Annotated in this window: 19 protein-coding genes and 1 other RNA gene; 6 read left to right on the top strand and 14 right to left on the bottom strand. The window is 70.1% G+C overall.

All coding sequences use genetic code 11. The features are described 5' to 3' along the window. Positions 1-3: 3 nt before the first annotated feature. From AC3ANR_RS07545 to AC3ANR_RS07535, 3 genes are read right to left on the bottom strand one after another with little or no spacing between them, the layout of a single operon-like run. Positions 4-981: a sterol desaturase family protein gene (locus tag AC3ANR_RS07545; RefSeq protein WP_488291266.1), complete on the bottom strand. Its 978-nt coding sequence runs from the start codon at positions 979-981 to the stop codon at positions 4-6. Beyond that, positions 978-1,811, bottom strand: a complete 834-nt coding sequence (locus AC3ANR_RS07540) for a polysaccharide deacetylase family protein (protein WP_488291265.1) — start codon at positions 1,809-1,811, stop codon at positions 978-980. Before AC3ANR_RS07540 ends, AC3ANR_RS07545 begins: the two co-directional genes overlap by 4 nt. Beyond that, a complete protein-coding gene (locus AC3ANR_RS07535; RefSeq protein WP_488291264.1) occupies positions 1,777-2,745 on the bottom strand; it encodes a YVTN family beta-propeller repeat protein in 969 nt (322 codons plus the stop codon). Before AC3ANR_RS07535 ends, AC3ANR_RS07540 begins: the two co-directional genes overlap by 35 nt. A gap of 77 nt (positions 2,746-2,822) precedes the next feature. Between AC3ANR_RS07535 and AC3ANR_RS07530 the strand changes: the two genes are divergently transcribed. Further along, positions 2,823-3,593: an alpha/beta fold hydrolase gene (locus AC3ANR_RS07530; RefSeq protein WP_488291263.1), complete on the top strand. Its 771-nt coding sequence runs from the start codon at positions 2,823-2,825 to the stop codon at positions 3,591-3,593. Here AC3ANR_RS07530 and AC3ANR_RS07525 read toward each other — a convergent pair. The 11 genes from AC3ANR_RS07525 to ompA form a co-directional block, all read right to left on the bottom strand. Next, positions 3,566-4,309 (bottom strand): pseudouridine synthase, encoded by a 744-nt coding sequence (locus AC3ANR_RS07525; RefSeq protein ID WP_488291262.1) that lies wholly within the window; start codon positions 4,307-4,309, stop codon positions 3,566-3,568. The genes AC3ANR_RS07530 and AC3ANR_RS07525 overlap by 28 nt on opposite strands. A gap of 43 nt (positions 4,310-4,352) precedes the next feature. After that, positions 4,353-4,547 carry a hypothetical protein gene (locus tag AC3ANR_RS07520; RefSeq protein ID WP_488291261.1) on the bottom strand — a complete coding sequence of 65 codons (195 nt, stop codon included), beginning with the start codon at positions 4,545-4,547 and terminating at the stop codon, positions 4,353-4,355. Positions 4,548-4,689: 142 nt separating this feature from the next. Continuing rightward, positions 4,690-5,805 (bottom strand): hypothetical protein, encoded by a 1,116-nt coding sequence (locus AC3ANR_RS07515; protein ID WP_488291260.1) that lies wholly within the window; start codon positions 5,803-5,805, stop codon positions 4,690-4,692. Next, positions 5,805-6,806: a lysylphosphatidylglycerol synthase transmembrane domain-containing protein gene (locus AC3ANR_RS07510; RefSeq protein WP_488291259.1), complete on the bottom strand. Its 1,002-nt coding sequence runs from the start codon at positions 6,804-6,806 to the stop codon at positions 5,805-5,807. The genes AC3ANR_RS07515 and AC3ANR_RS07510 overlap by 1 nt, the downstream gene beginning before the upstream one ends. 2 nt (positions 6,807-6,808) lie before the next feature. Further along, the gene (locus AC3ANR_RS07505; protein ID WP_488291258.1) at positions 6,809-7,549 is read right to left on the bottom strand and encodes an SDR family oxidoreductase; all 741 of its coding nucleotides are present in this window, start codon (positions 7,547-7,549) and stop codon (positions 6,809-6,811) included. After that, on the bottom strand, positions 7,546-8,865 hold the full coding sequence (locus AC3ANR_RS07500; protein WP_488291257.1) for an FAD-binding oxidoreductase: 1,320 nt from the start codon (positions 8,863-8,865) through the stop codon (positions 7,546-7,548). Before AC3ANR_RS07500 ends, AC3ANR_RS07505 begins: the two co-directional genes overlap by 4 nt. Beyond that, complete coding sequence (locus AC3ANR_RS07495) at positions 8,862-10,349, bottom strand: UbiA family prenyltransferase (RefSeq protein ID WP_488291256.1); 1,488 nt, start codon at positions 10,347-10,349, stop codon at positions 8,862-8,864. Before AC3ANR_RS07495 ends, AC3ANR_RS07500 begins: the two co-directional genes overlap by 4 nt. Positions 10,350-10,655: 306 nt before the next feature. Next, positions 10,656-11,028, bottom strand: a transfer-messenger RNA (tmRNA) gene (ssrA, locus tag AC3ANR_RS07490). 12 nt (positions 11,029-11,040) lie between these two features. Then, positions 11,041-11,715, bottom strand: a complete 675-nt coding sequence (locus AC3ANR_RS07485; RefSeq protein WP_488291255.1) for an HAD-IA family hydrolase — start codon at positions 11,713-11,715, stop codon at positions 11,041-11,043. Next, positions 11,715-12,428, bottom strand: a complete 714-nt coding sequence (gene ubiG, locus AC3ANR_RS07480; protein WP_488291254.1) for a bifunctional 2-polyprenyl-6-hydroxyphenol methylase/3-demethylubiquinol 3-O-methyltransferase UbiG — start codon at positions 12,426-12,428, stop codon at positions 11,715-11,717. Before ubiG ends, AC3ANR_RS07485 begins: the two co-directional genes overlap by 1 nt. 76 nt (positions 12,429-12,504) lie before the next feature. Beyond that, entirely contained in the window at positions 12,505-13,179 is a 675-nt protein-coding gene (gene ompA, locus AC3ANR_RS07475) for an outer membrane protein OmpA (protein WP_488291253.1), read from the bottom strand. Between the two features lie 234 nt (positions 13,180-13,413). Between ompA and gyrA the strand changes: the two genes are divergently transcribed. From gyrA to rpsA, 5 genes are all read left to right on the top strand, one after another. Continuing rightward, positions 13,414-16,062, top strand: coding sequence for a DNA gyrase subunit A (gyrA, locus tag AC3ANR_RS07470; protein ID WP_488291252.1), 2,649 nt, complete (start codon positions 13,414-13,416; stop codon positions 16,060-16,062). Between the two features lie 5 nt (positions 16,063-16,067). Continuing rightward, positions 16,068-17,150 carry a prephenate dehydratase gene (gene pheA / locus AC3ANR_RS07465; protein WP_488291251.1) on the top strand — a complete coding sequence of 361 codons (1,083 nt, stop codon included), beginning with the start codon at positions 16,068-16,070 and terminating at the stop codon, positions 17,148-17,150. A gap of 57 nt (positions 17,151-17,207) precedes the next feature. Further along, positions 17,208-18,080 (top strand): prephenate dehydrogenase, encoded by an 873-nt coding sequence (locus tag AC3ANR_RS07460; RefSeq protein ID WP_488291250.1) that lies wholly within the window; start codon positions 17,208-17,210, stop codon positions 18,078-18,080. Positions 18,081-18,087: 7 nt separating this feature from the next. Further along, on the top strand, positions 18,088-20,157 hold the full coding sequence (locus AC3ANR_RS07455; RefSeq protein ID WP_488291249.1) for a bifunctional 3-phosphoshikimate 1-carboxyvinyltransferase/cytidylate kinase: 2,070 nt from the start codon (positions 18,088-18,090) through the stop codon (positions 20,155-20,157). 176 nt (positions 20,158-20,333) lie between these two features. After that, entirely contained in the window at positions 20,334-22,010 is a 1,677-nt protein-coding gene (gene rpsA, locus AC3ANR_RS07450; RefSeq protein WP_488291248.1) for a 30S ribosomal protein S1, read from the top strand. Positions 22,011-22,029 lie beyond the last annotated feature (19 nt).

Genomic DNA, 22,029 nt, shown 5'->3' with positions numbered 1-22,029 from the left:
GCCTCAGGAGCGGCCGGCCAGGCGCTTGAGACCCAGCCACTGCTGCGCCCAGAAGCCGCGACCGTAGTCGCGGCCCTGCTCGACCTGGTCGCGGATGCCGGTGGTGGTGCCGTGGTGGTCGAAGTCGGCAGTGCCGAACAGCATGTCCCACCAGGGCAGCAGCACGCCGAAGTTGTGGCCGCCGAGCCGCACGGCCCCCGCGCGAGCCCCGGCCCGCACGGGCGACTCATGGCCGATGCCGACGCCGTGGTGCACGCGATGGAAGCGCGGGCTGATCCACAGGCGCTCGCCCCAGCGGCCGAACGACAGCCGCAGGTTGGCGTGCTGCAGGCTCTCGGTGAGCTGGGTGAAGGCCACGATGGCGACGAACTGCCCTGGCGCGACGCCGATGGCCTGGGCCAGCACCACCAGCAGGGTGTCGCGCAGCACGTCGTCGAGCAGGTGGTTGCGGTTGTCGCTCCACATGGTCATCTGCCGCTGCGAGTGGTGCACCGCATGCAGGCTCCACCACCAGCGAAAGCCGTGCTGGCCGCGGTGGATCCAGTAGTCGGCGAAGTCGAACGCCACCAGGTACAGCGCGAAGCTGGCCAGCGGCTGGTCGGTCAGGCCGGGCCACAGGCTGTCCAGGTGGAAGCCGCCGATGCCCAGCACGTGCAGCTGCCCGAACAGCGCGTCGAACACGGGCTGAAGCGTGAAGAAGAGCGCGACCCGGAACAGGCCCAGTCGGTGGATCAGGGTGTAGAGCACGTCCGTGCGGACCGCCGCGCGGTCATGGACCGGCTCCACCGGGCGCCAGCGCTGCAGCGGCGCGATCACCAGCAGCATCAGCGCGATCTGCACCAGGCCGACGAGCAGCCAGCCGGTGGCGGCATAGGCGTCCTCCAACAGGTTGCCCATGCCCAGCATGAACATCAGCGGCTGCACGGCGGCCTCGAACAGCCACTGCTGCGCGGCGCCGAATGCACTCTCGATCCAGTTCATCGTGTCCCTGCGTGTTGCCCGATCCAGCCGGCGTACCGCGGATGCTCGCGCAGCGTGCGGAAGCAGAAGCCCCGTTGCCGCAGGCCCGCCAGGAGGGGATCGAGCACCGCCGGCGCCCAGGGGTCCCGGCGGGACCAGATCCCCAGGTGCGCCAGCAGGATGTCGCCCGCCCGCACGTTGCGCAGCGCGCGCGCCAGCAACTCGTCATTGGACACGGATCCGCTGGGAAGTTCATCGCCCAGGAAGCCGGCGGGCGACCAGCCCACGTGCTCCCAGCCGCAGGCGCGCGCGGCGGCCAGCAGCTTCGGGGACGTCCTGCCGCCCGGCGCCCGGAACAGCGGCAGGGGCGCCTTGCCGGTGATGGCCCGCAGCCGCTGCGCGGCGTGGGCGATGTCCTCGCAATAGCGCTCGGCGGTCCAGGCCTGCTCGCGCCCCTCGTCGGGGCCGGCGGACGGTCGGATGCGGAACCGCGGCGGGTCGCCGGGCAGGTCGCCGCGCCAGTAGGCGTGGGCCCAGGTGTGCGAGGCGAACTCGTGCCCCTCGGCCGCGCGGGCCTTCCACCACGGCGCCCAGTGGTCGCCCAGGCTGCCGTCGCCCGCCTTGGTGCGCTCGTTGGCGGCGAAGAACGTGGCCTTCACCCCGTGGCGGGCGAGCACCTCGGCGACGAGCGGCGCGACCTCCATGTGGCCGGTGTCCAGCGTCAGGTACAGCGGCCGGCCGCAGTCGGCCGCCCTCGCCGTCGTCGCCGCCGGGAGCAGCGCGGCGCCGAGCAGGCCGGCCGTGAAGCGGCGCCGCTCAGCGCGGCGCGTGGTCCAGGGTCCAGACGCCATGGGGAGACTTGCCGACCGGCACCTGCCGGATCACCTTGCGCGATTCGGTGTCGATGACCGTGAGCTTGCGCGCCCAGCGCGACGTCACCATGATGATCTTGCCGCCGGCGAAGACGTCGATGCAGTCCGGGCCGCCCGGCGCCGGGTAGCTTTCGACCACCTGCAGCGTCTGCAGGTCCAGCTTGCTGATGGTGTCGCCCACGCGGTTGCTCAGGAACACGTGGCGCTTGTCGCCCGCGGCGCGAAAGGCATGCGCGCCGTCGCCGGTCTTGACGCGGCGCACCGAGCGCGGCTGCGGGCCGCTGACGTCGAACACCTCGACGCCGTCGCCGCCGGTCAGGCCCACCAGCAGCGTCCGGTCGTCGGCCGTGCCGAACACGTCCGCCGGCATCGGCCCCGTCCGGGTGCGCCACTTCAGGGCCTGCGTCGCCAGGTCGATGGCGACCAGTTCGTCGCTGTCCTGCATGCTGACGTAGGCGGTGGTGCTGCGGCTGTCGATCCAGATGTGGCTGGGCGTCTTGCCGGTGGGCACGCGGCTGGCCAGTTGCAGGTTGCTGCCGTCCCAGCGGTAGATGTCGACGTGGTTCAGGCGGTTGCCGGCCGTGACGAACCACTTCATGTCGGGCGAGAACCGCAGCTGGTACGGATCGAGCGTGCCGCGCACGACGCGCTGGACCTGCGCCGTCTTCGGGTCGATGAAGGTGAGCGAGTCGCTCAGCGAGTTGGCGACGATCAGCGACTTCTCGTCCGGCGTCAGGTACAGGTGGTGCGGCTCCTTGCCGGTCGGGATGCGCCGCACCTCCTTCCAGGTGGAGGGATCGATCACGCTGACGTTGGCGTCCAGCGAGTTGAGGACGAAGATGGGGGCGGTCTGGGCCGCGGCCCCGGCGCACACGGCCAGCCAGGCCGATGCCGCGAAGGCGAGGGAACGCAAGGACGAAATCACGAGGGCTTCCTGGGCAACTCGCAAGTGTAGTCGGGGTACCTGTTCGCTCCCGTAACATCCCCGCGATGGAAATGATCTTGGTCAATGGCGTGCGCCTGGAGGTCGAGCGGCTGCCCGCAGCCGGCGACGCGGCCCGGGCGCCGATCGTCTTCCTGCACGAGGGACTGGGCTCGGTGGCGATGTGGCGGGACTGGCCGGCGCGCGTGTGCGCGGCGACCGGCCGCGCCGGCATCGTCTATTCCCGGCGCGGCTACGGTGGATCGGACCCCATCGAGGACGTGCGCGGCCGCGGCCGGCTCGGGCCCGATTACATGCACCGGGAAGCCTTCGACGTGCTGCCCGCCCTGCTCTCCCGCCTGGGCCTCACCCGCCCGGTGCTCGTGGGCCATTCGGACGGCGGCACCATCGCGCTGCTGCACGCGAGCCAGCATCCGGTGGCCGCCTGCGTGGTGCTGGCGCCCCACGTGATCGTGGAGGATGTCTCGGTCCGCTCGATCGAGCAGGCGCGCGACGCGTTCGCGACCGGATTGCGCGAGCGCCTGGCGCGCTACCACGGCGATGTCGACGGCGCCTTCTGGCAGTGGAACGACGTCTGGCTGAGCGAGGCGTTCCGCGCCTTCGACATCCGGCCCGACTGCCGCCGCATCGCGGCGCCCGTGCTGGCGCTGCAGGGTCGCGACGATCCCTACGGCACGCTGCGCCAGGTCGAGGAGATCGCGCCGACGCTCGGCCGCTTCGAGCTGGAGGCGATCGCCGGCTGCGGCCACTCGCCGCACCGCGACCAGCCCGAGCTGGTCACCGCGCGCATTCAGGCCTTCCTCGCCACGGTGGACTGACCGAGCGCGGCCAGGTCGCCGGCCCCGAGCCAGCGCCAGCCGCCAGGCGGCAGGTCCGCAGGCAGCGACAGGTCGCCGATGCGCGACCGGTGCAGGGCCTCGACCCGGTTGCCCACGGCGGCGACCATGCGCTTGACCTGGTGGTACTTGCCCTCGGTGAGCGTCAGGCGCAGGCCCAGCTCTCCCGTCCGCTCGCACGCGGCCGCGCGCACCGGCCTGGGGTCGTCATCCAGCACCACGCCGGCAAGCAGGCGCCGCAGGGCCGCGTCGTCCACGGGATGGCGGGTGGCGACCTCGTAGACCTTGGGCACATGGCGCTTGGGCGAGCTCATCCGGTGGATGAAGGCGCCGTCGTCGCTGAGCAGCAGCAGCCCGGTGGTGTCCTGGTCCAGCCGCCCCACCGCCTGCACGCCGACCTGGGCGCCCGGGTTGGGCCGCTGGCGCAGCGGCGCGGGCAGCAGGGTGTAGATGCTGGGCCAGGCCGACGGGCGCATGGAGCACTCGAAGCCGGCCGGCTTGTGCAGCATCAGGTAGGCCTTGGCGTGGTAGGCCCAGTCGACGCCCTGCACGCGAAAGCGCAGCCCGTCGGGCTCGACGTCCTCGAACGGATCGGTGCAGGTGCGTCCGGCCAGCTCCACGTGGCCCTGCTCGACCAGGCCGGCGCACACGCGCCGGGTGCCGAAGCCCTGGCTGTAGAGGATCTGCTGGAGTTGCATGGGCCGCATTGTCGCGGCCTGCGCGGCGGTGCCGCGCCGCGGTTCAGCCGCGCGGGTGCTGGCGTGCCGCGCGTTCCTCGCGCTGCACCTCGTCGCGCCAGTGCGGCTTGCGGGTCTTGAGCTGTCCGCCGCCGCGACCCTGGCGCCGTTCGGCGCCGTCGTCGGCCAGCTCGAATGCGGCATAGACGGTGTTCCGCTCGCGCCGGCCGTCGAGCTGCTTCTGCGGGGATTGGTGCATGACTTCGTCCTTGGAGGCTGTGTGTCTTGCGAGGCGGCTTGCGCCGCGACCGGCAATCTAGGAAGAGCCGCCGCTGTCGCGTGTAGGACAGCGCCGAAGGCGTGTAGGACGGTCGTGAGCGGGAGCAACACGCCCGCGCACTTCAGGACCTGAGCGCGTTGCGGACGAAGCTCTCCACGTAAGGCCAGGGATACGTCACGCCGATCGGGCCGATCGGGAACAGGTAGAGCGCCAGCACTGCCCGGGACAGCCACGAGGCCGGCGTGCCGATGCGCCCTCGGCCCTGGCCGGCGTGGAAGAACACGGCCCCCAGGACCGCCACGAAGGCGAGCTGGCACCAGCGCGCGTAGTCGAGACCGAGTGCGAACAGTGCCAGCGGGGACAGCGCGGCCAGGAAGACGAGATCGATGCGCATGCCGTTGGCCCGGTAGAGCCGCACCAGGAAGGCATACGGCGCGAGCACGTAGAACAGCACGATCGCGAGCTGCACCGCGTCGAGGCCGGTCGCCGGCTCGAAGACCCCCCGCCGCCAGACGTTGGCGCCCTCGACGGCCACCGCGGGCAGGATCGACGCGGGGTCGAAGTCGGTGTTTCCTAAGAGGGCCACCGCGACGGCCGCGGCGGCCGGGACGAGCCCGAACAGGGCCGCGTCCCGCAACCGGTCGCGCAGTGGCCGCGTGCCGTCGCCCGGGGCCAGCGCGATGGCCACCAGCAGCGGCACGCCGTAGACGAACACGGCCTCGTGGACCAGGATGGCGACACCCACCAAGGCCCCGGCGAGGAGATGGCGGCGGCGCAGGATGAGCCCCATCGCGATCGCGGCGAGCGCGAAATTGAGGTGGTCGAAGCGCCCCGTGTCGTAGGAGTACTGCATCACCCCCACCGGACTGAGCACGATGGCCGCTCGCACGAGCCTGGTCAGCGCCCCGTCCTCGGGCAGCCAGGCCTTGCACACCCGGTCGAACGCCAGCACGAGGACGACGAACAGGATGGCGTCCAGGCCCAGGATCAGGAATTTCGCCACGTCCACGTGGGCGCCGATGCGATGGAACGCCGGATACAGCAGGGTGCCGACCAGGCCCCGCTTCACGAACCCGAATTCGAGGTAGTTCATGTAGTACTGGGTCACGACCCAGGACTGGAACTTGCCCAGCGAGTGGTCACGCACGGCCACCAGCACCGACTGCAGCAGCCCGACCGCCCAGAACAGGAGGGACAGCTTCACGAAATGGGCGGAGACGAGGTTCAGGATTCGCATCAGGGACACCGCATCCGGGGAGGTGGAACGCCGCGGCGAGTGCGCGTCTGCACCGCCAGCAGCACGCAACCGATGGCGACGGCGAACCACAGCGTGGCCAGCCGGATGATCAGCGTCGCGGCGACGCTGTCGGCCGCCGTGCCGCCCTTCCACATCAGCAGGGCCATCATCATCGCCTCGGACCCGCCCAGGCCGCTCGGCACGAAGGTCAGGGCCCCGGCGAGCAGCGAGATGGCGTAGACGAAGGCGGAGAAGTCCAGCGTGACGTCCAGCCCGATCCAGCGCACGACCAGGTGGAACGCCCAGGCTTCGGCCGCCCAGGCCAGCACGCTCAGCGCCGTGGCGCCGGCCAGCACGCGCGGGGTGGTGCAGCGGCGGGCCTGCAGCAGCACTTCCACGCCACGGCCGAAGAGCGTGCGGGCGCGGCTGCGGCCCCGCGCGGCGGCGCGCAGCCGGCGCAGTCCGCGCTCGCTGGACAGCGCGAGGAACACCGCGCCCACCCCCGCGGCGCCGACCAGGACGAGGGGCCGCGCCGCCGGGTAGGCCACCAGGCCGACCAGAGCGAGCAGCACCACGGCCAGCAGGTCGGTCAGCCGCTCGCTGAGGAACGCCGCCAGGCTGGCCGGATACGGCACGCCCCAGCGCCGCAGCAGCACCCCGCGCAGGGCTTCGCCCGCCTTGCCCGGCGTCGTGGTCAGTGCGAAGCCGGCCAGGTAGATCTGCAGGCTGGGCCACCACGGAACCGGATGGCCGAGCACGCGCAGGTAGTGCTGCCAGCGGACGAACCGAAGGCCGTAGTTGACGAGGGACAGGCCCAGCGCGGCGCCGACGCCCGCGATGCCGACCTTGCCCAAGGCGACGGCGACCGGGCGCCAGCCGCTCCAGAGCGCAAACGCCAGGTAGCCCAGGGCGGCCAGCAAGACCGACCACAGGACCGCGCGATAACGCCAGCCCGACAACAGGGCGGCCGGATCCGCTTCCTCGGCGCCGGGTGCCTGCATGCTCATAGGTGCAGCCGCTTGAAGACCGGCCGCGGGATGGCCCGGATCACCAGCATGATGAGAGACCAGAACGCCGGCACGTACAGCACGTCGGCGCGGCGGTCGATGCCATCGACGATGCGCCTGGCCACGGCGTCGGGCTGCGCCACCAGCGCGGCCGGCAGGCGCAGCCCCTGCGTCATGGGGGTGGCGACGAACCCCGGCCGGACGTCCGTGAGCGACACGCCCACGCGGGACAGGCGCACGCGCAAGCCCTCGCAGAAGACGGAGACCGCCGCCTTCGCACTGCCGTACACGTAGTTGCTGGCCCGCCCGCGATCGCCGGCCACCGACGTGATGACGGCCAGCGCACCGCCCCCCTGGGCCTCGAACTGGTTCGCCAGCCCCGTGAGCAGCGCCATGACCGACGTGCCGTTGGTGCCCCATTCGCGCATCGCCAGGACGGGATCGGCTTCGCAGGCCCGCTGGTCGGGCAGCGTCCCATGCGCGATCAAGGCGATGTCGATCGCACCCAGCGCCTGCACGGCCGCCCGCAGCATGAGCGAGTGGGCGGGAACGTCGTTGGCGTCCATCTGGAACCGGTGCACTTGCGAAGCCCCGCGCACGGACAGGTCCGCCGCCAGGGCATCGAGCTTGCCGGCATCGCGGCCGACCAGGAACAGGCCGGCACCCTGCGCCGCCCAGAGGCGCATGCAGGCCGTGGCGATCGCCGAGGTGGCGCCGATGACGAGGACCCGCCTCATCGGGTCACGCGTTCCCAGAACCGCGACATCAGCGCGGGGTCGCGCACGGCCTCCACCTGCTCCCACGCCGGGTAGCCGCGGCGGAAGTCCTCGCCGCTCATGTGCGCGTCCTTGGCCGGGTACAGGCGCCCGCCCGCCTCGCGCACGATCGCATCGAGCGTGCGGAACAGCGACGGCTCCAGCCGGTCGGTCTGCGGGAAGTCGAGCGCCAGCGTGGTGCCCGGCAGGGGAAACGACAACAGGCCCGGCGACGGCAGGTCGCCACAACGCTTGAGGACCGCCAGGAACGAGCCCGTGCCGGCTTCGGCGGTGGCCGCCAGCAGCGCCTGGATGGCCGGCCGGGCGTCGGCCTCGGGAATCACGGCCTGGTACTGCTGGAAACCGCGCCGGCCATAGAGGCGGTTCCACTTCAGCACCGTGTCGAGCGGGTAGAAGAACGGACCGTAGCCGACCCGGGCGGACCGGCGCTCCCGCGGCGCGCGGCGCCAGTAGACCTCGTTGAAGGTCCGCAGCGACGGCCCGTTGACGAGCGAGAGCGGGCTGGTCACCGGCACGGTGAACCGGCGTGAACTGTCGACGTCAAGCGTGCCCTCCGCGGCGAAGTCGGCGGCCGAATACACGCCGCGGCCGGCGGCGCGGCCCCGGGCGGCACAGTCGATCCAGGACACGCAGAACTCGTGCGCGCCGTCCAGCTCGTCGGAGAGCGCGAAGAACTCGTCCAGATCGCCGAACCGCTGGGTGACCACCTGGAGCTGGCTGGCGCGGATCGGCACCAGCTGGATCTGCGCCCACTCGATCACCCCGGTCAGGCCCAGGCCGCCGACGGTGGCCCGGAACAGCTCGGCGTTCTGGTCCGCGGCGCAGGTCAGGCGCCCGGCGTCGGAGCGCACCAGCCCGAACTGGCGCACGTGGCGGCCGAAGGTGCCGCGCCGATGGTGGTTCTTGCCGTGCACGTCGTTGGCGATGGCGCCGCCCAGCGTGACGTAGCGGGTGCCAGGGGTCACCGGCACGAACCAGCCGCGCGGGATCGCCACGGCCAGGATGGCCTCCAGCGTCACCCCCGCCTCCGCGGTCAGCAGTCCGGTCGACCAGTCGGCGCCGATGAAGCGGTCGAAGGGCCGCAAGTGCAGCACGTGGTCGCTGGCGGCCAGGCAGCTGTCGCCGTAGCTCAGCCCGGCGCCGAACGGCAGCGTCGTGCCGTGCTCCGTCCGCGCCCGGGCGAGGTGTCCCGGCAGTTCGTCGCGCCAGTGGCAGGCCATCGGGGTCTGGGGGAACGCGGGATGGTTTCCCCAGGACAGCAGGCGCGCGGCACTCATGTGGCCGCCCAGAAGACAAGCGCCAGCAGCGCGCCGATCGCCAGGCTCACCCGGTCGCGCACCGCGAAGATCACCGGGTCCTCGTTCATCTCGCCGCGCTGGGTCAGCATCCACACCCTCGTCACCCAGGTGAGCAGCAAGGGACAGGCGAGCCAGATGAATTCCTGGTGCCGGTAGAGCTGCGTCACATGGCTGTCGTTGATGTACAGGGCCAGCACCATGACGGTCATGTAGCCCGAGGCCGCGCCGAGCGACGAGAGCATCTGCAAGTCGCCCGGAAAGTAGCCGCGCCCGCGGGCCTTGCCTTCGCTGCCCCCGGCGCGCGCATGGAACAGCTCGGCGTAGCGCTTGACCATCGCGAGGCTGAGGAACATGAACATCGAGAACGCCAGCAGCCAGAAGCTCAGCGGGATGTCCAGGGCGATGGCGCCGACCACCACCCGCAGCGTGTACAGGGCCGCCAGGGTGATGACATCGAACACCATGAGGCGCTTGAGGACCAGCGAATAGGCCAGCGTCAAGCCATAGTAGGTCGCGAGGCCGGCCACGAACGCCCAGGGCAGCCGCCAGGCGCCGAGCCCGAAGGCGGCGGCCAGCAGCAGCGGGAACACGATCAGTCCCGCCTGGATCGGAATCCGTCCCGAGGCGAACGGCCGCAGCCGCTTGCGCGCGTGATGGCGGTCGTCGCGCAGGTCCAGCAGGTCGTTCAGGATGTAGACGCTGGACGCGCACAGCCCGAAGCAGAAGAAGGCGAGCACCGCATCGATCAGCAGCGGCACCTCGGTGGAGCGATGGGCCGCCAGCAGGGGCACGAAGACCAGCAGGTTCTTCAGCCACTGGTGCAGCCGCAGCGCCTTGGCCCAGTCCCGCCAGGACGCATGGCCGGACGCCAGCACGCCGGCGACGGTGCCCACCTTGCGCGCGCGCCGTTCGAGACCCGGCGAGGCGTGCACCAGGTAGGCCTGCCGCGCGGACGCCCACACGGGAAGGTCGTCGCGCGAATTGCCGGCGTAGTCGAATCCGTGGTCGCCGTAGGTCTGCACCAGCGCAGCGCGCTTGCTGCCGGCCGACAGGTTGCGGCTTCCTTCGGTGGCGATCACCTCGTCGAACAGGGCCAGGTGGCGGGCGACCTGCTCGGCCAGCAGGTGGTGGCTGGCCGTCGCCAGCACCACGCGGCGCCCGCGCTGGCGTTCGCGCTGGACGAGATCGATCACGTCCCGGTCGTAGGGCAGCACGGACACGTCCAGCTGCGCCGCGAGCGCGAGCTCGTGCTTGAGCACCGCCTTGCCGCGTGTCAGCCACTGCAGCGGCACGAGGCACCGGTGCGGCTGGTCACGCAGGAAGACGAGTCCGGTCTCCAGCAGGAGGTCGGAGCGCAGCAACGTGCCGTCCAGGTCGATGACGAGCGGAGGCTCGAGCGGCAGCGCGTGCCCGCCGGGGACGTCCCCCGCGTGCGGTGGTTCCTGGAGCACGGCGGCGGCCATGGCGGGGGATGGGCGGCAACGCTGGCGCAGCCCAGCTCATGCGGGCGCAGCCGCCCGCGAGCTGGACACGCGCGCCGACGGCGCGGCTGGGACGACCTGGGACGCGTTCATGGGACCTCCGGAGCATGTCGTTCTATGCCGATCGCAGGCCGCCTGCACCGGGCAAACGTCATGCACTTGTCCGCACGTTGTCCTGGGAGCCCAGCCCGGCCGCTGTCAGCGGATGCAAGCGGCGGTGTCGCACCCTCGCCCGGAAGGCCGGAAAGGAAAAGGCCGACAGGGTGAACCTGTCGGCCTCGATGGGTATGGTGGAGCTGGCGGGAATTGAACCCGCGTCCGCAAGCCTTCTCCGCGCAGTTCTACATGTTTAGCGCTCTGATTTGGATCTCGCCACCGTTGTCGCGCAGACGCACGCTACACCGGCCGCCAGTGCCCTATTGTCTCGTCCCGACCCAAGGCACCCGGATCAGGACCAGCCCATGTAGATTCCCTCACAGCCGGGAGCTTGCGCCCCTTGCCCAGCCCATCGGCCAACTGTTGTGAGGCTCACCGGTGTTTAAGCGGCGAGTGCGAAACGTTCGTCGTTTGCAGTTACTTGGTTTCAGCTGTTTTACGAGGTGACTGAACCTCGACATGCCCTGCTGCGTGTCCGAACCCACGTCGAAACCAGTGCAGCCCCAGAGCCCGTAGTTTACGCCGCCGCGCCCGATTTCAAGAGCGGCAGCAGATCGAGCGGGCTGGCAATGTGGGCATCGGCCTGCCAGCGCCCGACGTCCGGCGTGCCGCCGAGGTAGCCGTAGGTGGCGGCGATGGTCGGCATGCCGGCCGCCTTGCCGGCGACGATGTCCCGCTCGTCGTCGCCGACATAGACGCAGCGAGCGGCGTCCAGCCCAAGGAGCCGCGCGGCCTCGAGCAGCGGCGCCGGATGCGGCTTGGGGTGCGGCGTGCTGTCGCCGCCGACGATCGCGCCGGCGGTCGAGAACAGCGGCATGGCCGCGGTGAGCGGCCCCGTGAAGCGCATCGACTTGTTGGTGACCACGCCCCAGGCCAGTCCGCGCCCGACCAGCAGGCCGAGCAGTTCGGCCACGCCCGCGAAGGCTTCGGTGGTGTGCGTCATCCGGCGTTCGTAGTTCTGGAAGAACTCCTCGCGCAGCGCCGCGAAGTCCGCATGGTCCGGCGTGATGCCGAACGCGACGCCGAGCATCCCGCGCGCGCCTGCGCCCGCCATCGGCCGGTACGCATCGAGCGGCAACGAGGGCAGGCCCCGCTGCACGCGCATCTGGTCCGCCGCCGCGCCGAGGTCCGGCGCACTGTCGATCAGCGTGCCGTCCAGGTCGAACAGCACCGCCTGCACTTGTTGGAACATCAGGGCTTCCGGGTCGCGACGAGGTAATTGACCGAGGTGTCGCTGCTCAGCCAGTAACGGCGGCTGAACGGGTTGTACTGCAGCCCCTTCGTGCCCTGCCAGTCCAGCCCGGCGGCGCGGCAGAAGCCGGCCAGTTCCGCGGGGCGGATGAACTTCAGGTACTCGTGCGTTCCGCGCGGCAGCATGTTCAGCACGTATTCGGCGCCAACGATGGCGAACAGGAACGACTTGGGGTTGCGGTGGATGGTCGAGAAGAACACCCAGCCGCCGGGCTTGACGAGCGTGGCGCACGCGCGCACGACCGAGGCCGGATCGGGCACGTGCTCGAGCATCTCCATGCAAGTGACCACGTCGAACTGGCCCGGCTGCTCGGCCGCCAGGGCTTCGACGCTCACCTCGCGGTAGTCGACGTTCGGGGTCGCCGCCTCCAGGGCGTGCAGCTGGGCGACCCGCAGCGACCTGGTCGCCAGGTCGATGCCCAGCACCTGTGCCCCGCGCCGCGCCATCGCATCGGCCAGGATGCCGCCGCCGCAACCGACGTCCAGCACGCGCTTGCCGGCCAGCGGGGCCTGCGCCTCGATCCATCCGAGCCGCAGCGGGTTGATCTGGTGCAGGGGCCGGAACTCGCTCTCAGTGTCCCACCAGCGGTGGGCCAGTTCGGAGAACTTGGCCAGTTCGGCCGGATCGGCGTTCAGCGTGCCTTCGGTTGTCATGCGGGAAGGGATTGTGGACCGGAAATGACAAAGGCCCCGCGAACGGGGCCTTTGTCGCAGCGATCGCGGTGCGCGATTACTTGTTGGCGCGGGTGCCGACCACTTCGATTTCCACGCGGCGGTTCTTCGCGCGGCCATCGGAGGTCTTGTTGTCGGCCACGGGCTGCTTCTCGCCCTTGCCTTCGGTGTAGACGCGGTTCTTCTCGATGCCCTTGGACACGAGGTAGGACTTCACGGCTTCGGCGCGCTTGACCGACAGCTTCTGGTTGTAGGCATCGGAGCCGACCGAGTCGGTGTGGCCGACGGCGATGATCACTTCCAGGTTGATGTCCTTGACCTTGCCGACCAGGTCGTCCAGCTTCGCACGGCCTTCGGGCTTGAGGACAGCCTTGTCGAAGTCGAAGAAGGCGTCGGCGGCGTAGGTCACCTTGGTGGCGGCCGGCGGCTGCGGAGCGGGGGCCGGGGCGACCGGGGCGGGCGCCGGGGCCGGAGCGGCGACAGGCGCCGGAGCCGGGGGCGGCGGGGGAACCAGCGCGCCGTCGCAACCCTTGGCGGCGGTCGCCGGGGTCCAGTTGGCATCGCGCCAGCACAGTTCGTTGGTGCCGTTCTTCCAGACGAGCTCGCCGGTGCCGTTCTTCCAGTTGTCCACCTTGTTGCCACCGTCGGCGGCGGTCACAGTGGTCTGGGCACCGGCGGCCGTCGAGAGCGCAGCAGCGGCAAACAGCATCGCCACTTTGTTCAGTTTCTTCATGGTTCTCCTCTTGAGGGGAAAAAGCCGCAGCCGCGCTGCGAGAAAGCTACGTTTAAGGTGACCATTCACCAAAACCGTCCGCTTGATTGTGCCACACGTCCTTACACAATCAATGTGAGGCCCCAGAGGGGTCCGTAGGACGGAGCCGCATTCCCCCCACTTTGTTGCTCGCTCGCGACAGCACTGTGCGAACGGTAAAATCGGCGGTTTCAGCGCCGCGCCCTCCCCTCCCGCATGACCCAATTCGCCAAAGAAACCCTGCCCGTCAGCCTCGAGGAGGAGATGCGGCGGAGCTACCTCGACTACGCGATGAGCGTGATCGTGGGTCGTGCGCTCCCGGATGCCCGCGACGGCCTCAAGCCGGTGCATCGACGCGTGTTGTACGCGATGCACGAGCTGAACAACGACTGGAACCGGCCCTACAAGAAGTCGGCCCGCATCGTCGGCGACGTCATCGGCAAGTACCACCCGCACGGCGACCAGTCGGTCTACGACACCATCGTGCGGCTGGCGCAGGACTTCTCGATGCGCCACATGCTCGTGGACGGCCAGGGCAACTTCGGCTCCGTGGACGGCGACAACGCCGCGGCCATGCGCTACACCGAGATCCGGCTGGCGAAGATCGCGCACGAGATGCTGGCCGACATCGACAAGGAGACGGTCGATTTCGGGCCCAACTACGACGGCAGCGAGAAGGAGCCGCTGGTCCTGCCCAGCAAGCTGCCCAACCTGCTGGTCAACGGCTCCGGCGGCATCGCCGTGGGCATGGCCACCAACATCCCGCCGCACAACCTCAACGAGGTCGTCGACGCCTGCCTGCACCTGCTCAAGCACCCCGAGGCGTCCATCGACGAGCTGATGGAGATCGTGCCGGCGCCCGACTTCCCCACCGGCGGAATCATCTACGGCATCTCCGGCGTCAAGGAGGGCTACCGCACCGGCCGCGGCAAGGTGGTGATGCGGGCCAAGTGCCACTTCGAGGACATCGATCGCGGCCAGCGCCAGGCGATCATCGTCGACGAGCTCCCCTACCAGGTCAACAAGAAGACGCTGCAGGAGCGCATGGCCGAGCTGGTCCACGAGAAGAAGATCGAGGGCATCAGCCACATCCAGGACGAGAGCGACAAGTCCGGCATGCGGCTGGTCATCGAGCTCAAGCGCGGCGAGGTGCCCGAGGTCGTCCTCAACAACCTCTACAAGCAGACGCAGCTGCAGGACACCTTCGGCATCAACATGGTGGCGCTGATCGACGGCCAGCCCCGCCTGTGCAACCTGAAGGACCTGGTGCAGGTCTTCCTGCAGCACCGCCGCGAGGTGGTCACCCGCAGGACCGTGTTCAACCTGCGCAAGGCCCGCGAACGCGGCCACGTGCTGGAGGGCCTGGCCGTCGCGCTGGCCAACATCGACGAGTTCATCCGCATCATCCGCGAGAGCCCGACCCCGCCGGTCGCCAAGGCCGAGCTGATGACCCGCAGCTGGGACAGCCAGCTGGTGCGCGAGATGCTCACCCGCGCCAAGGCCGACGGCAGCGTCATCAACGCCGACGACTACCGGCCCGAGGGGCTGGACCGCGGCTACGGCATGCAGGGCGACGGCCTGTACCGGCTGTCGGACACGCAGGCCCAGGAAATCCTGCAGATGCGCCTGCAGCGCCTGACCGGGCTGGAGCAGGACAAGATCGTCGCCGAGTACAAGGACGTGATGGCCGAGATCGACGACCTGCTCGACATCCTGGCCCGGCCCGAGCGCGTGTCGGTCATCATCGGCGACGAACTCACCGCCCTGCGGCAGGAATTCGGCGTGACCAAGGTCGGCGAGCGCCGCAGCCAGGTCGAGCACAACGCGCAGGACATCGGCACCGAGGACCTGATCACGCCCACCGACATGGTGGTGACGCTCTCGCACCTGGGCTACATCAAGAGCCAGCCGCTGTCCGAGTACCGCGCCCAGAAGCGCGGCGGCCGCGGCAAGCAGGCCACCGCGACCAAGGAAGACGACTGGATCGACCAGCTCTTCATCGCCAACACGCACGACTGGATGCTGTGCTTCTCCAACCGCGGCCGGCTGTACTGGCTCAAGGTCTGGGAAGTGCCCTCCGGCTCGCGCGGCTCGCGCGGGCGGCCGATCGTCAACATGTTCCCGCTGGCCGAGGGCGAGAAGATCAACGTGGTGCTGCCGCTCACCGGCGAGTTCCGCAGCTTCCCGGCCGACCACTACGTGTTCATGGCCACGTCCATGGGCACGGTCAAGAAGACGGCGCTGGACGAGTTCAACAACCCGCGCAAGGGCGGCATCATCGCCGTCAACCTCGACGAGGGCGACTACCTGATCGGCGCGGCGCTCACCGACGGCAAGCACGACGTCATGCTGTTCTCCGACGGCGGCAAGGCGGTGCGCTTCCACGAGGAGGACGTGCGTCCCCTGGGCCGCGCGGCCCGCGGCGTGCGCGGCATGTCGCTGGACGTGGGCCAGAGCGTGATCGCCATGCTGGTGGCCGAGGACGAGCAGCAGAGCGTGCTCACCGCCACCGAGAACGGCTACGGCAAGCGCACGCCGATCGGCGAGTACACGCGCCACGGCCGCGGCACCAAGGGCATGATCGCCATCCAGCAGAGCGAGCGCAACGGCAAGGTCGTCGCCGCCACGCTGGTGCATGCCGACGACGAGATCATGCTGATCACCGACAAGGGCGTGCTGGTGCGCACCCGCGTCGCCGAGATCCGCGAGCTCGGCCGCGCCACCCAGGGCGTCACCCTGATCGGCCTGGACGAAGGCTCCAAGCTCGGCGGCCTGCAGCGCATCGTGGAGAACGACGCCCAGGGCGGCGAAGGCGCCGAGGGCGCCGAGGGCGATGCGGTCGACGTGCCCGGCGGCGAAGGCTGATCGCGATGGCGCGGGACCTGGCCCAGCTGCGCACCGAGATCGATGCGGTCGACCGTGAACTGCTGGCCCTGCTGAACCGGCGCGCCTCGCTCGCCAACGAGGTGGGCGAGATCAAGCGCGCCGAAGGCTCGCCGGTGTTCCGGCCCGAGCGCGAGGCGCAGGTGATCAACGGGCTGCAGGCGCGCAACACCGGCCCGCTCGAGAACGAGAACGTCGCCACCATCTGGCGCGAGATCATGTCGGCCTGCCGCGCGCTGGAGTCGCCGCAGCGCGTGGCCTACCTCGGCCCGGCCGGCACGTTCAGCGAGCAGGCAGCCCTGCAGTTCTTCGGTTCGAGCATCGAGCACGTGCCCTGCGTGAGCTTCGACGAGGTGTTCCAGGCCGCCACGGCCGGCACCGCCGATTTCGGCGTCGTCCCGGTGGAAAACAGCACCGAGGGCGTCGTGACCCGCTCGCTCGACCTGCTGCTCGCCTCGCCCCTGCACATCGTCGGCGAGATCAGCCTGCTGGTGCGGCACCACCTGCTGCGCAAGGACAAGTCGCTGGGCGGCATCCAGGCCGTGCTGGCACACCCACAGGCCCTTGCCCAGTGCCAGGGCTGGCTGTCCAAGCACCTGCCAGACGCGGAGCGCCGCGCCGTGGCGAGCAATGCCGAGGGCGCGCGCCTGGCGGCGCTGCACCCGGAGTGGGCGGCCATCGCCGGCGAGCGCGCCGGCAGCGAGTTCGGCCTGCACATCGCCGCGCACGCCATCCAGGACGAGCCCTTCAACCGCACGCGGTTCGCCATCGTCTGCCTGCCGCAGACGCTGGCGGCGCCGCAGGCGTCGGGCAAGGACTGCGTGAGCCTGGTGGTCTCCGTGCCCAACCGGCCGGGCGCGGTGCACGACATCCTGGTGCCGCTCAAGCAGCACGGCGTGTCGATGACCCGCTTCGAGTCGCGCCCCGCCCGCTCGGGCCAGTGGGAATACTTCTTCTTCATCGACGTGCAGGGCCATCCTTCGCAGCCGCACGTCGCCGCCGCGCTGGCGGACCTGCAGCGCCTGTGCGCCTTCTACAAGGTGCTGGGCACGTATCCTGCGGGGGACTGATCATGGCCCCCACGCCCGTCACTTCGTGCGCCGCGCTCGAGCTGCTGGAAATCGAACATGTTTGAACAGTTGGGTCTGATCGGCTGCGGCCTCATGGGCGGCTCGTTCGCGCTCGCGCTCAAGCGCGCCGGCCTGGTCAAGCGCGTGGTCGGCTACAGCAAGTCGCCCTCGACCACCGAGCGGGCGCGCCAGATGGGCGTCATCGACGTCGAGGCGCCCTCCGCGCTGCTGGCCGTGTCGGGCGCCGACATCGTGCTGCTCGCGGTGCCGGTGGCCGCCACCGAAGCCACGCTGAAGGCGATCCGCCACCTGGTGAGCAAGGACATGCTGATCATGGACGTCGGCTCGACCAAGCGCGACGTCATCGATGCGGCGCGGCGCGTGCTGCGCGACAACGTCGGCTCGTTCGTGCCCTGCCATCCGATCGCGGGCAAGGAAGTCTCGGGCGTCGAGAACGCCGACCCGGACCTGTATGCGGGCAAGCAGGTGATCGTCACGCCGATCGAGCGCACGCTGACGGCGCAGTTGCAACGCGCCCTGGACGTCTGGCAGGCGCTGGGCTGCAACGTCGTGCAGATGGCGCCGGAAGCGCACGATGCCGCCTTCGCCGCCGTCAGCCACCTGCCCCACCTGATCGCCTTCGCGCTGGTCAACGGCATCGCTTCGCAGCCCCGGGCCGAGGACTTCCTCGCCCTGGCGGGACCGGGCTTTCGCGACTTCACCCGCATCGCGGCCAGCGAACCCAAGATGTGGCGCGACATCCTGCTGGCCAACCGGCAGGAACTGCTCGAGCAGTCGCAGGTGTTCCAGCGCACGCTCAAGGCCATGGAAGCCATGATCGAGGCCGGCAACGCCGACGCGCTCGAGGGCTTCATCGCGCAGGCCAGCGACCTGCGCGCCAACTGGCGCATGGGCCCCAAGCGGGGCTGACGCGGCGATGTACACGACCGCCTTCCTCGACATCCCGGCGCTCGAGGCGGTGGGGGGCGAGGTCACGCTGCCGGGCTCCAAGAGCATCTCCAACCGCGTGCTGCTGCTGGCCGCGCTGTGCGACGGCCCCACGGTCGTGCACGACCTGCTCGACTCCGACGACACCCGCGTGATGCTCGACGCGCTGCGCGCCCTGGGCTGCGGCATCCGGCCGCTGGACGCCGGCAGCGTGGAGATCACCGGGTTCGGCGCTGCCGGCCCGGTCCGGCAGGCGCGCCTGTTCCTGGGCAACGCCGGCACCGCGATGCGGCCGCTGGCCGCCGCGCTGGCCGTGCTGGGCGGCGACTACGAGCTCAGCGGCGTCGCCCGCATGCACGAGCGTCCGATCGGCGACCTGGTGGACGCGCTGCGCCCGCTGGGCTGCCGCATCGACTATCTCGGCCAGGACGGCTATCCGCCGCTTCGCATCGGCACGCCCACGCTGCGGCTCGAGCAGCCGATCCGCGTGCGCGGCGACGTCTCGAGCCAGTTCCTCACCGCGCTGCTGATGGCCCTGCCGCTGGTGGCGGGGCCAGCAGCCCCCGCGCCTGGCACGGCCGGGCTGTCCGGGGCTGCCGCGCCCGGCGTCCCGTCGCCGGGGCGCGACGTCGTGATCGAGGTCGTGGGCGAGTTGATCTCCAAGCCGTATGTGGAGATCACGCTCAACCTGCTGGCCCGCTTCGGCGTGCAGGTCGGGCGCGAGGGCTGGCAGCGCTTCACGGTCCGCGCCGGCAGCCGCTACCGTTCGCCGGGCCAGGTGCACGTGGAGGCCGACGCCTCGTCGGCGAGTTATTTCGCCGCCCTGGGCGCCATCGCGCCGCCCACGGTGCCCGGCCGCGGGATGCGCATCCGCGGCGTGGGCGCCGACTCCATCCAGGGCGACATCCGCTTCCTCGAGGCCGTGCAGGCCATGGGCGCGCGGGTGGGCAGCGGCCCCAACTGGATCGAGGTGGCGCGCGGCGCGTGGCCGCTGAAGGCGATCGACCTCGACTGCAACCACATCCCCGACGCCGCGATGACCCTCGCGGTGATGGCCCTCTTCGCCGACGGCCCCAGCACGCTGCGCAACATCGCGAGCTGGCGCGTCAAGGAAACCGACCGCCTGGCCGCCATGGCGATCGAGCTGCGCAAGCTGGGCGCGCAGGCCGAGGAAGGCGCCGACTTCCTGCGCGTCACCCCGCCCGCCCGGTGGCGCGCGGCGCGCATCCACACCTACGACGACCACCGCATCGCGATGTGCTTCTCGCTGGCCGCCTTCAACCCCGACGGGGTGCCGGTGCGCATCGAGGATCCCAAGTGCGTGGCCAAGACCTTCCCCGACTACTTCGAGACGCTGTTCTCGGTCACGCGCGTGCCGGCGCCGCGCGTGCCGGTCATCTGCGTCGACGGCCCCACCGCCTCGGGCAAGGGGACCCTGGCGGCCGAGACGGCGCGGCAGCTCGGCTTCCACTACCTCGACTCCGGCGCGCTGTACCGGATCACAGGGCTGGCGGCCCTGCGCGCCGGCCTGTCCCTGGACGAGGCGCATGAGCAGCGCATCGCCGCCCTGGCGCAGTCGCTGCCGATCCGTTTCGTCGACGGCCAGGTGCTGCTGGACGGCGAGGACGTCAGCGATGCGATCCGCACCGAGGAAGCCGGCATGAACGCCTCGCGCGTGTCCGCCCTGCCGGCCGTGCGCACCGCCCTGGTCGACCTGCAGCAGGGCTTTCGCCGGCTGCCGGGCCTGGTCGCCGACGGCCGCGACATGGGCACGGTGATCTTCCCCGACGCCCCGCTCAAGGTGTTCCTCACCGCCAGCGCCGCGCGCCGGGCCGAGAGGCGCCATAAGCAATTGATTTCAAAGGGGGTTTCGGTTACAATCGACACCCTTCGCGCCGACCTGGAAGCGCGCGACGCCCGCGATTCCCAGCGGGCCGTCGCCCCGCTGAAGCCGGCGCAGGACGCCCTCCTGCTGGACAACTCGGAGCAATCGGTCATTGACTCGGTCGCCCAGGTGCTGGCATGGTGGGAAGCCAGGCAGCCGTTCTCGGCGGCCTGACACACGCAGTCAGGCCGCAAGGCCACCGGGCCCGCAACGCCCCCCTCGCGCGACAGCGCATTGGCGGTGCGGATCGTCAACCAACCCGCGGCGCGAGCCGCAAAAGCGAGCCGTCCCAGTCCTAGAAACATCGGCAATGGTGCCGTTGGAAACCTGGCGACGCGCAAGGAACCTGAATGTCTGAATCTTTTGCCGCCCTGTTTGAGGAATCGCTGACGCGCTCGGAAATGCGCGCCGGCGAGGTGATCACCGCCGAGGTGGTCCGCATCGAGCACAACTTCGTCGTCGTCAACGCCGGCCTGAAGTCCGAAGCGTACGTGCCGATCGACGAGTTCAAGAACGACAAGGGCGAAGTCGAAGTCCAGGTCGGCGACTTCGTGTCGGTGGCCATCGACGCCATCGAGAACGGCTACGGCGACACCATCCTGTCGCGCGACAAGGCCAAGCGCCTCGCCTCCTGGATGGCTCTGGAAAAGGCCCTCGAGTCCGGCGAATTCGTCACCGGCACCACCAGCGGCAAGGTCAAGGGCGGCCTGACGGTCCTGGTCAACGGCATCCGCGCGTTCCTGCCCGGCTCGCTGATCGACACCCGTCCGATCAAGGACCTGACGCCGTACGAGAACAAGACCCTGGAATTCAAGGTCATCAAGCTCGACCGCAAGCGCAACAACGTGGTGCTGAGCCGCCGCGCCGTCGTGGAAGCCTCGATGGGCGAAGAGCGCGCCAAGCTGATGGAAACCCTCAAGGAAGGCTCCATCGTCCGCGGCGTGGTCAAGAACATCACCGAGTACGGCGCGTTCGTCGACCTCGGCGGCATCGACGGCCTGCTGCACATCACCGACATGGCCTGGCGCCGCGTGCGCCACCCGTCCGAGGTGGTGCAGGCCGGCCAGGAGATCACGGCCAAGATCCTCAAGTTCGACACCGAGAAGAACCGCGTCTCGCTGGGCCTCAAGCAGATGGGCGACGACCCCTGGATGGGCGTCTCGCGCCGCTACCCGCAGGGCACGCGCATGTTCGGCAAGGTCACGAACATCGCCGACTACGGCGCGTTCGTCGAGCTCGAGCCGGGCATCGAAGGCCTGGTGCACGTGTCCGAGATGGACTGGACCAACAAGAACGTGGCTCCCTCCAAGATCGTCTCCCTGGGCGACGAGGTGGAAGTCATGGTCCTGGAGATCGACGAGGACAAGCGCCGCATCAGCCTGGGCATGAAGCAGTGCAAGGCCAACCCGTGGCAGGAGTTCGCGCAGAACACCAAGCGCGGCGACCGCGTCAAGGGCCCGATCAAGTCGATCACCGACTTCGGCGTGTTCGTGGGCCTGGCTGCCGGCATCGACGGCCTGGTGCACCTGTCCGACCTCTCGTGGAACGAAACCGGCGAAGCCGCCGTTCGCAACTACAAGAAGGGCCAGGAAGTCGAGGCCATCGTGCTGGCCGTCGACGTCGACCGCGAGCGCATCAGCCTGGGCATCAAGCAGCTGGACCAGGATCCCTTCACCACCTTCGTGTCGGTCAACGACAAGGGTTCCGTGGTGTCGGGCAAGGTCAAGACCGTGGACCCCAAGGGCGCCGAGATCGACCTGGGCCAGGACATCGTGGGCTACCTGCGCGCCTCCGAGATCAGCCGTGACCGCGTGGAAGACGCGCGCAACGTGCTCAAGGAAGGCGACGAGGTCAGCGCCGTGGTGGTGAACGTGGATCGCAAGACCCGCAACATCCAGCTGTCCGTCAAGGCCAAGGACATGGCCGACGAGCAGGGTGCCATGGCCAGCCTGAGCCAGCAGTCGTCGCGCGAGAACGCGGGCACGACCAACCTGGGCGCGCTGCTCAAGGCCAAGCTGGAACGCTAACCGGAGGAATGCAGGGGTG

This window comes from Ramlibacter sp. JJN2-2R (genome assembly GCF_057747835.1).
The sequence above is the reverse complement of the archived record's forward strand: the minus strand, read 5'-3'. Positions and strand labels throughout refer to the sequence as shown.

Bases quoted from the DNA above. Each gene is read 5' to 3' on its own strand.
- AC3ANR_RS07540 (WP_488291265.1), bottom strand. From the start codon at position 1,811: ATGGCGTCTGGACCCTGGACCACGCGCCGCGCTGAGCGGCGCCGCTTC.
- AC3ANR_RS07525 (WP_488291262.1), bottom strand. From the start codon at position 4,309: ATGCAACTCCAGCAGATCCTCTACAGCCAGGGCTTCGGCACCCGGCGC.
- rpsA (WP_488291248.1), top strand. From the start codon at position 20,334: ATGTCTGAATCTTTTGCCGCCCTGTTTGAGGAATCGCTGACGCGCTCG.
- AC3ANR_RS07485 (WP_488291255.1), bottom strand. From the start codon at position 11,715: ATGTTCCAACAAGTGCAGGCGGTGCTGTTCGACCTGGACGGCACGCTG.
- AC3ANR_RS07455 (WP_488291249.1), top strand. From the start codon at position 18,088: ATGTACACGACCGCCTTCCTCGACATCCCGGCGCTCGAGGCGGTGGGG.
- AC3ANR_RS07495 (WP_488291256.1), bottom strand. From the start codon at position 10,349: ATGGCCGCCGCCGTGCTCCAGGAACCACCGCACGCGGGGGACGTCCCC.
- AC3ANR_RS07505 (WP_488291258.1), bottom strand. From the start codon at position 7,549: ATGAGGCGGGTCCTCGTCATCGGCGCCACCTCGGCGATCGCCACGGCC.
- AC3ANR_RS07545 (WP_488291266.1), bottom strand. From the start codon at position 981: ATGAACTGGATCGAGAGTGCATTCGGCGCCGCGCAGCAGTGGCTGTTC.
- AC3ANR_RS07510 (WP_488291259.1), bottom strand. From the start codon at position 6,806: ATGCAGGCACCCGGCGCCGAGGAAGCGGATCCGGCCGCCCTGTTGTCG.
- AC3ANR_RS07460 (WP_488291250.1), top strand. From the start codon at position 17,208: ATGTTTGAACAGTTGGGTCTGATCGGCTGCGGCCTCATGGGCGGCTCG.
- AC3ANR_RS07530 (WP_488291263.1), top strand. From the start codon at position 2,823: ATGGAAATGATCTTGGTCAATGGCGTGCGCCTGGAGGTCGAGCGGCTG.
- AC3ANR_RS07520 (WP_488291261.1), bottom strand. From the start codon at position 4,547: ATGCACCAATCCCCGCAGAAGCAGCTCGACGGCCGGCGCGAGCGGAAC.
- ompA (WP_488291253.1), bottom strand. From the start codon at position 13,179: ATGAAGAAACTGAACAAAGTGGCGATGCTGTTTGCCGCTGCTGCGCTC.
- ubiG (WP_488291254.1), bottom strand. From the start codon at position 12,428: ATGACAACCGAAGGCACGCTGAACGCCGATCCGGCCGAACTGGCCAAG.
- pheA (WP_488291251.1), top strand. From the start codon at position 16,068: ATGGCGCGGGACCTGGCCCAGCTGCGCACCGAGATCGATGCGGTCGAC.
- gyrA (WP_488291252.1), top strand. From the start codon at position 13,414: ATGACCCAATTCGCCAAAGAAACCCTGCCCGTCAGCCTCGAGGAGGAG.
- AC3ANR_RS07515 (WP_488291260.1), bottom strand. From the start codon at position 5,805: ATGCGAATCCTGAACCTCGTCTCCGCCCATTTCGTGAAGCTGTCCCTC.
- AC3ANR_RS07500 (WP_488291257.1), bottom strand. From the start codon at position 8,865: ATGAGTGCCGCGCGCCTGCTGTCCTGGGGAAACCATCCCGCGTTCCCC.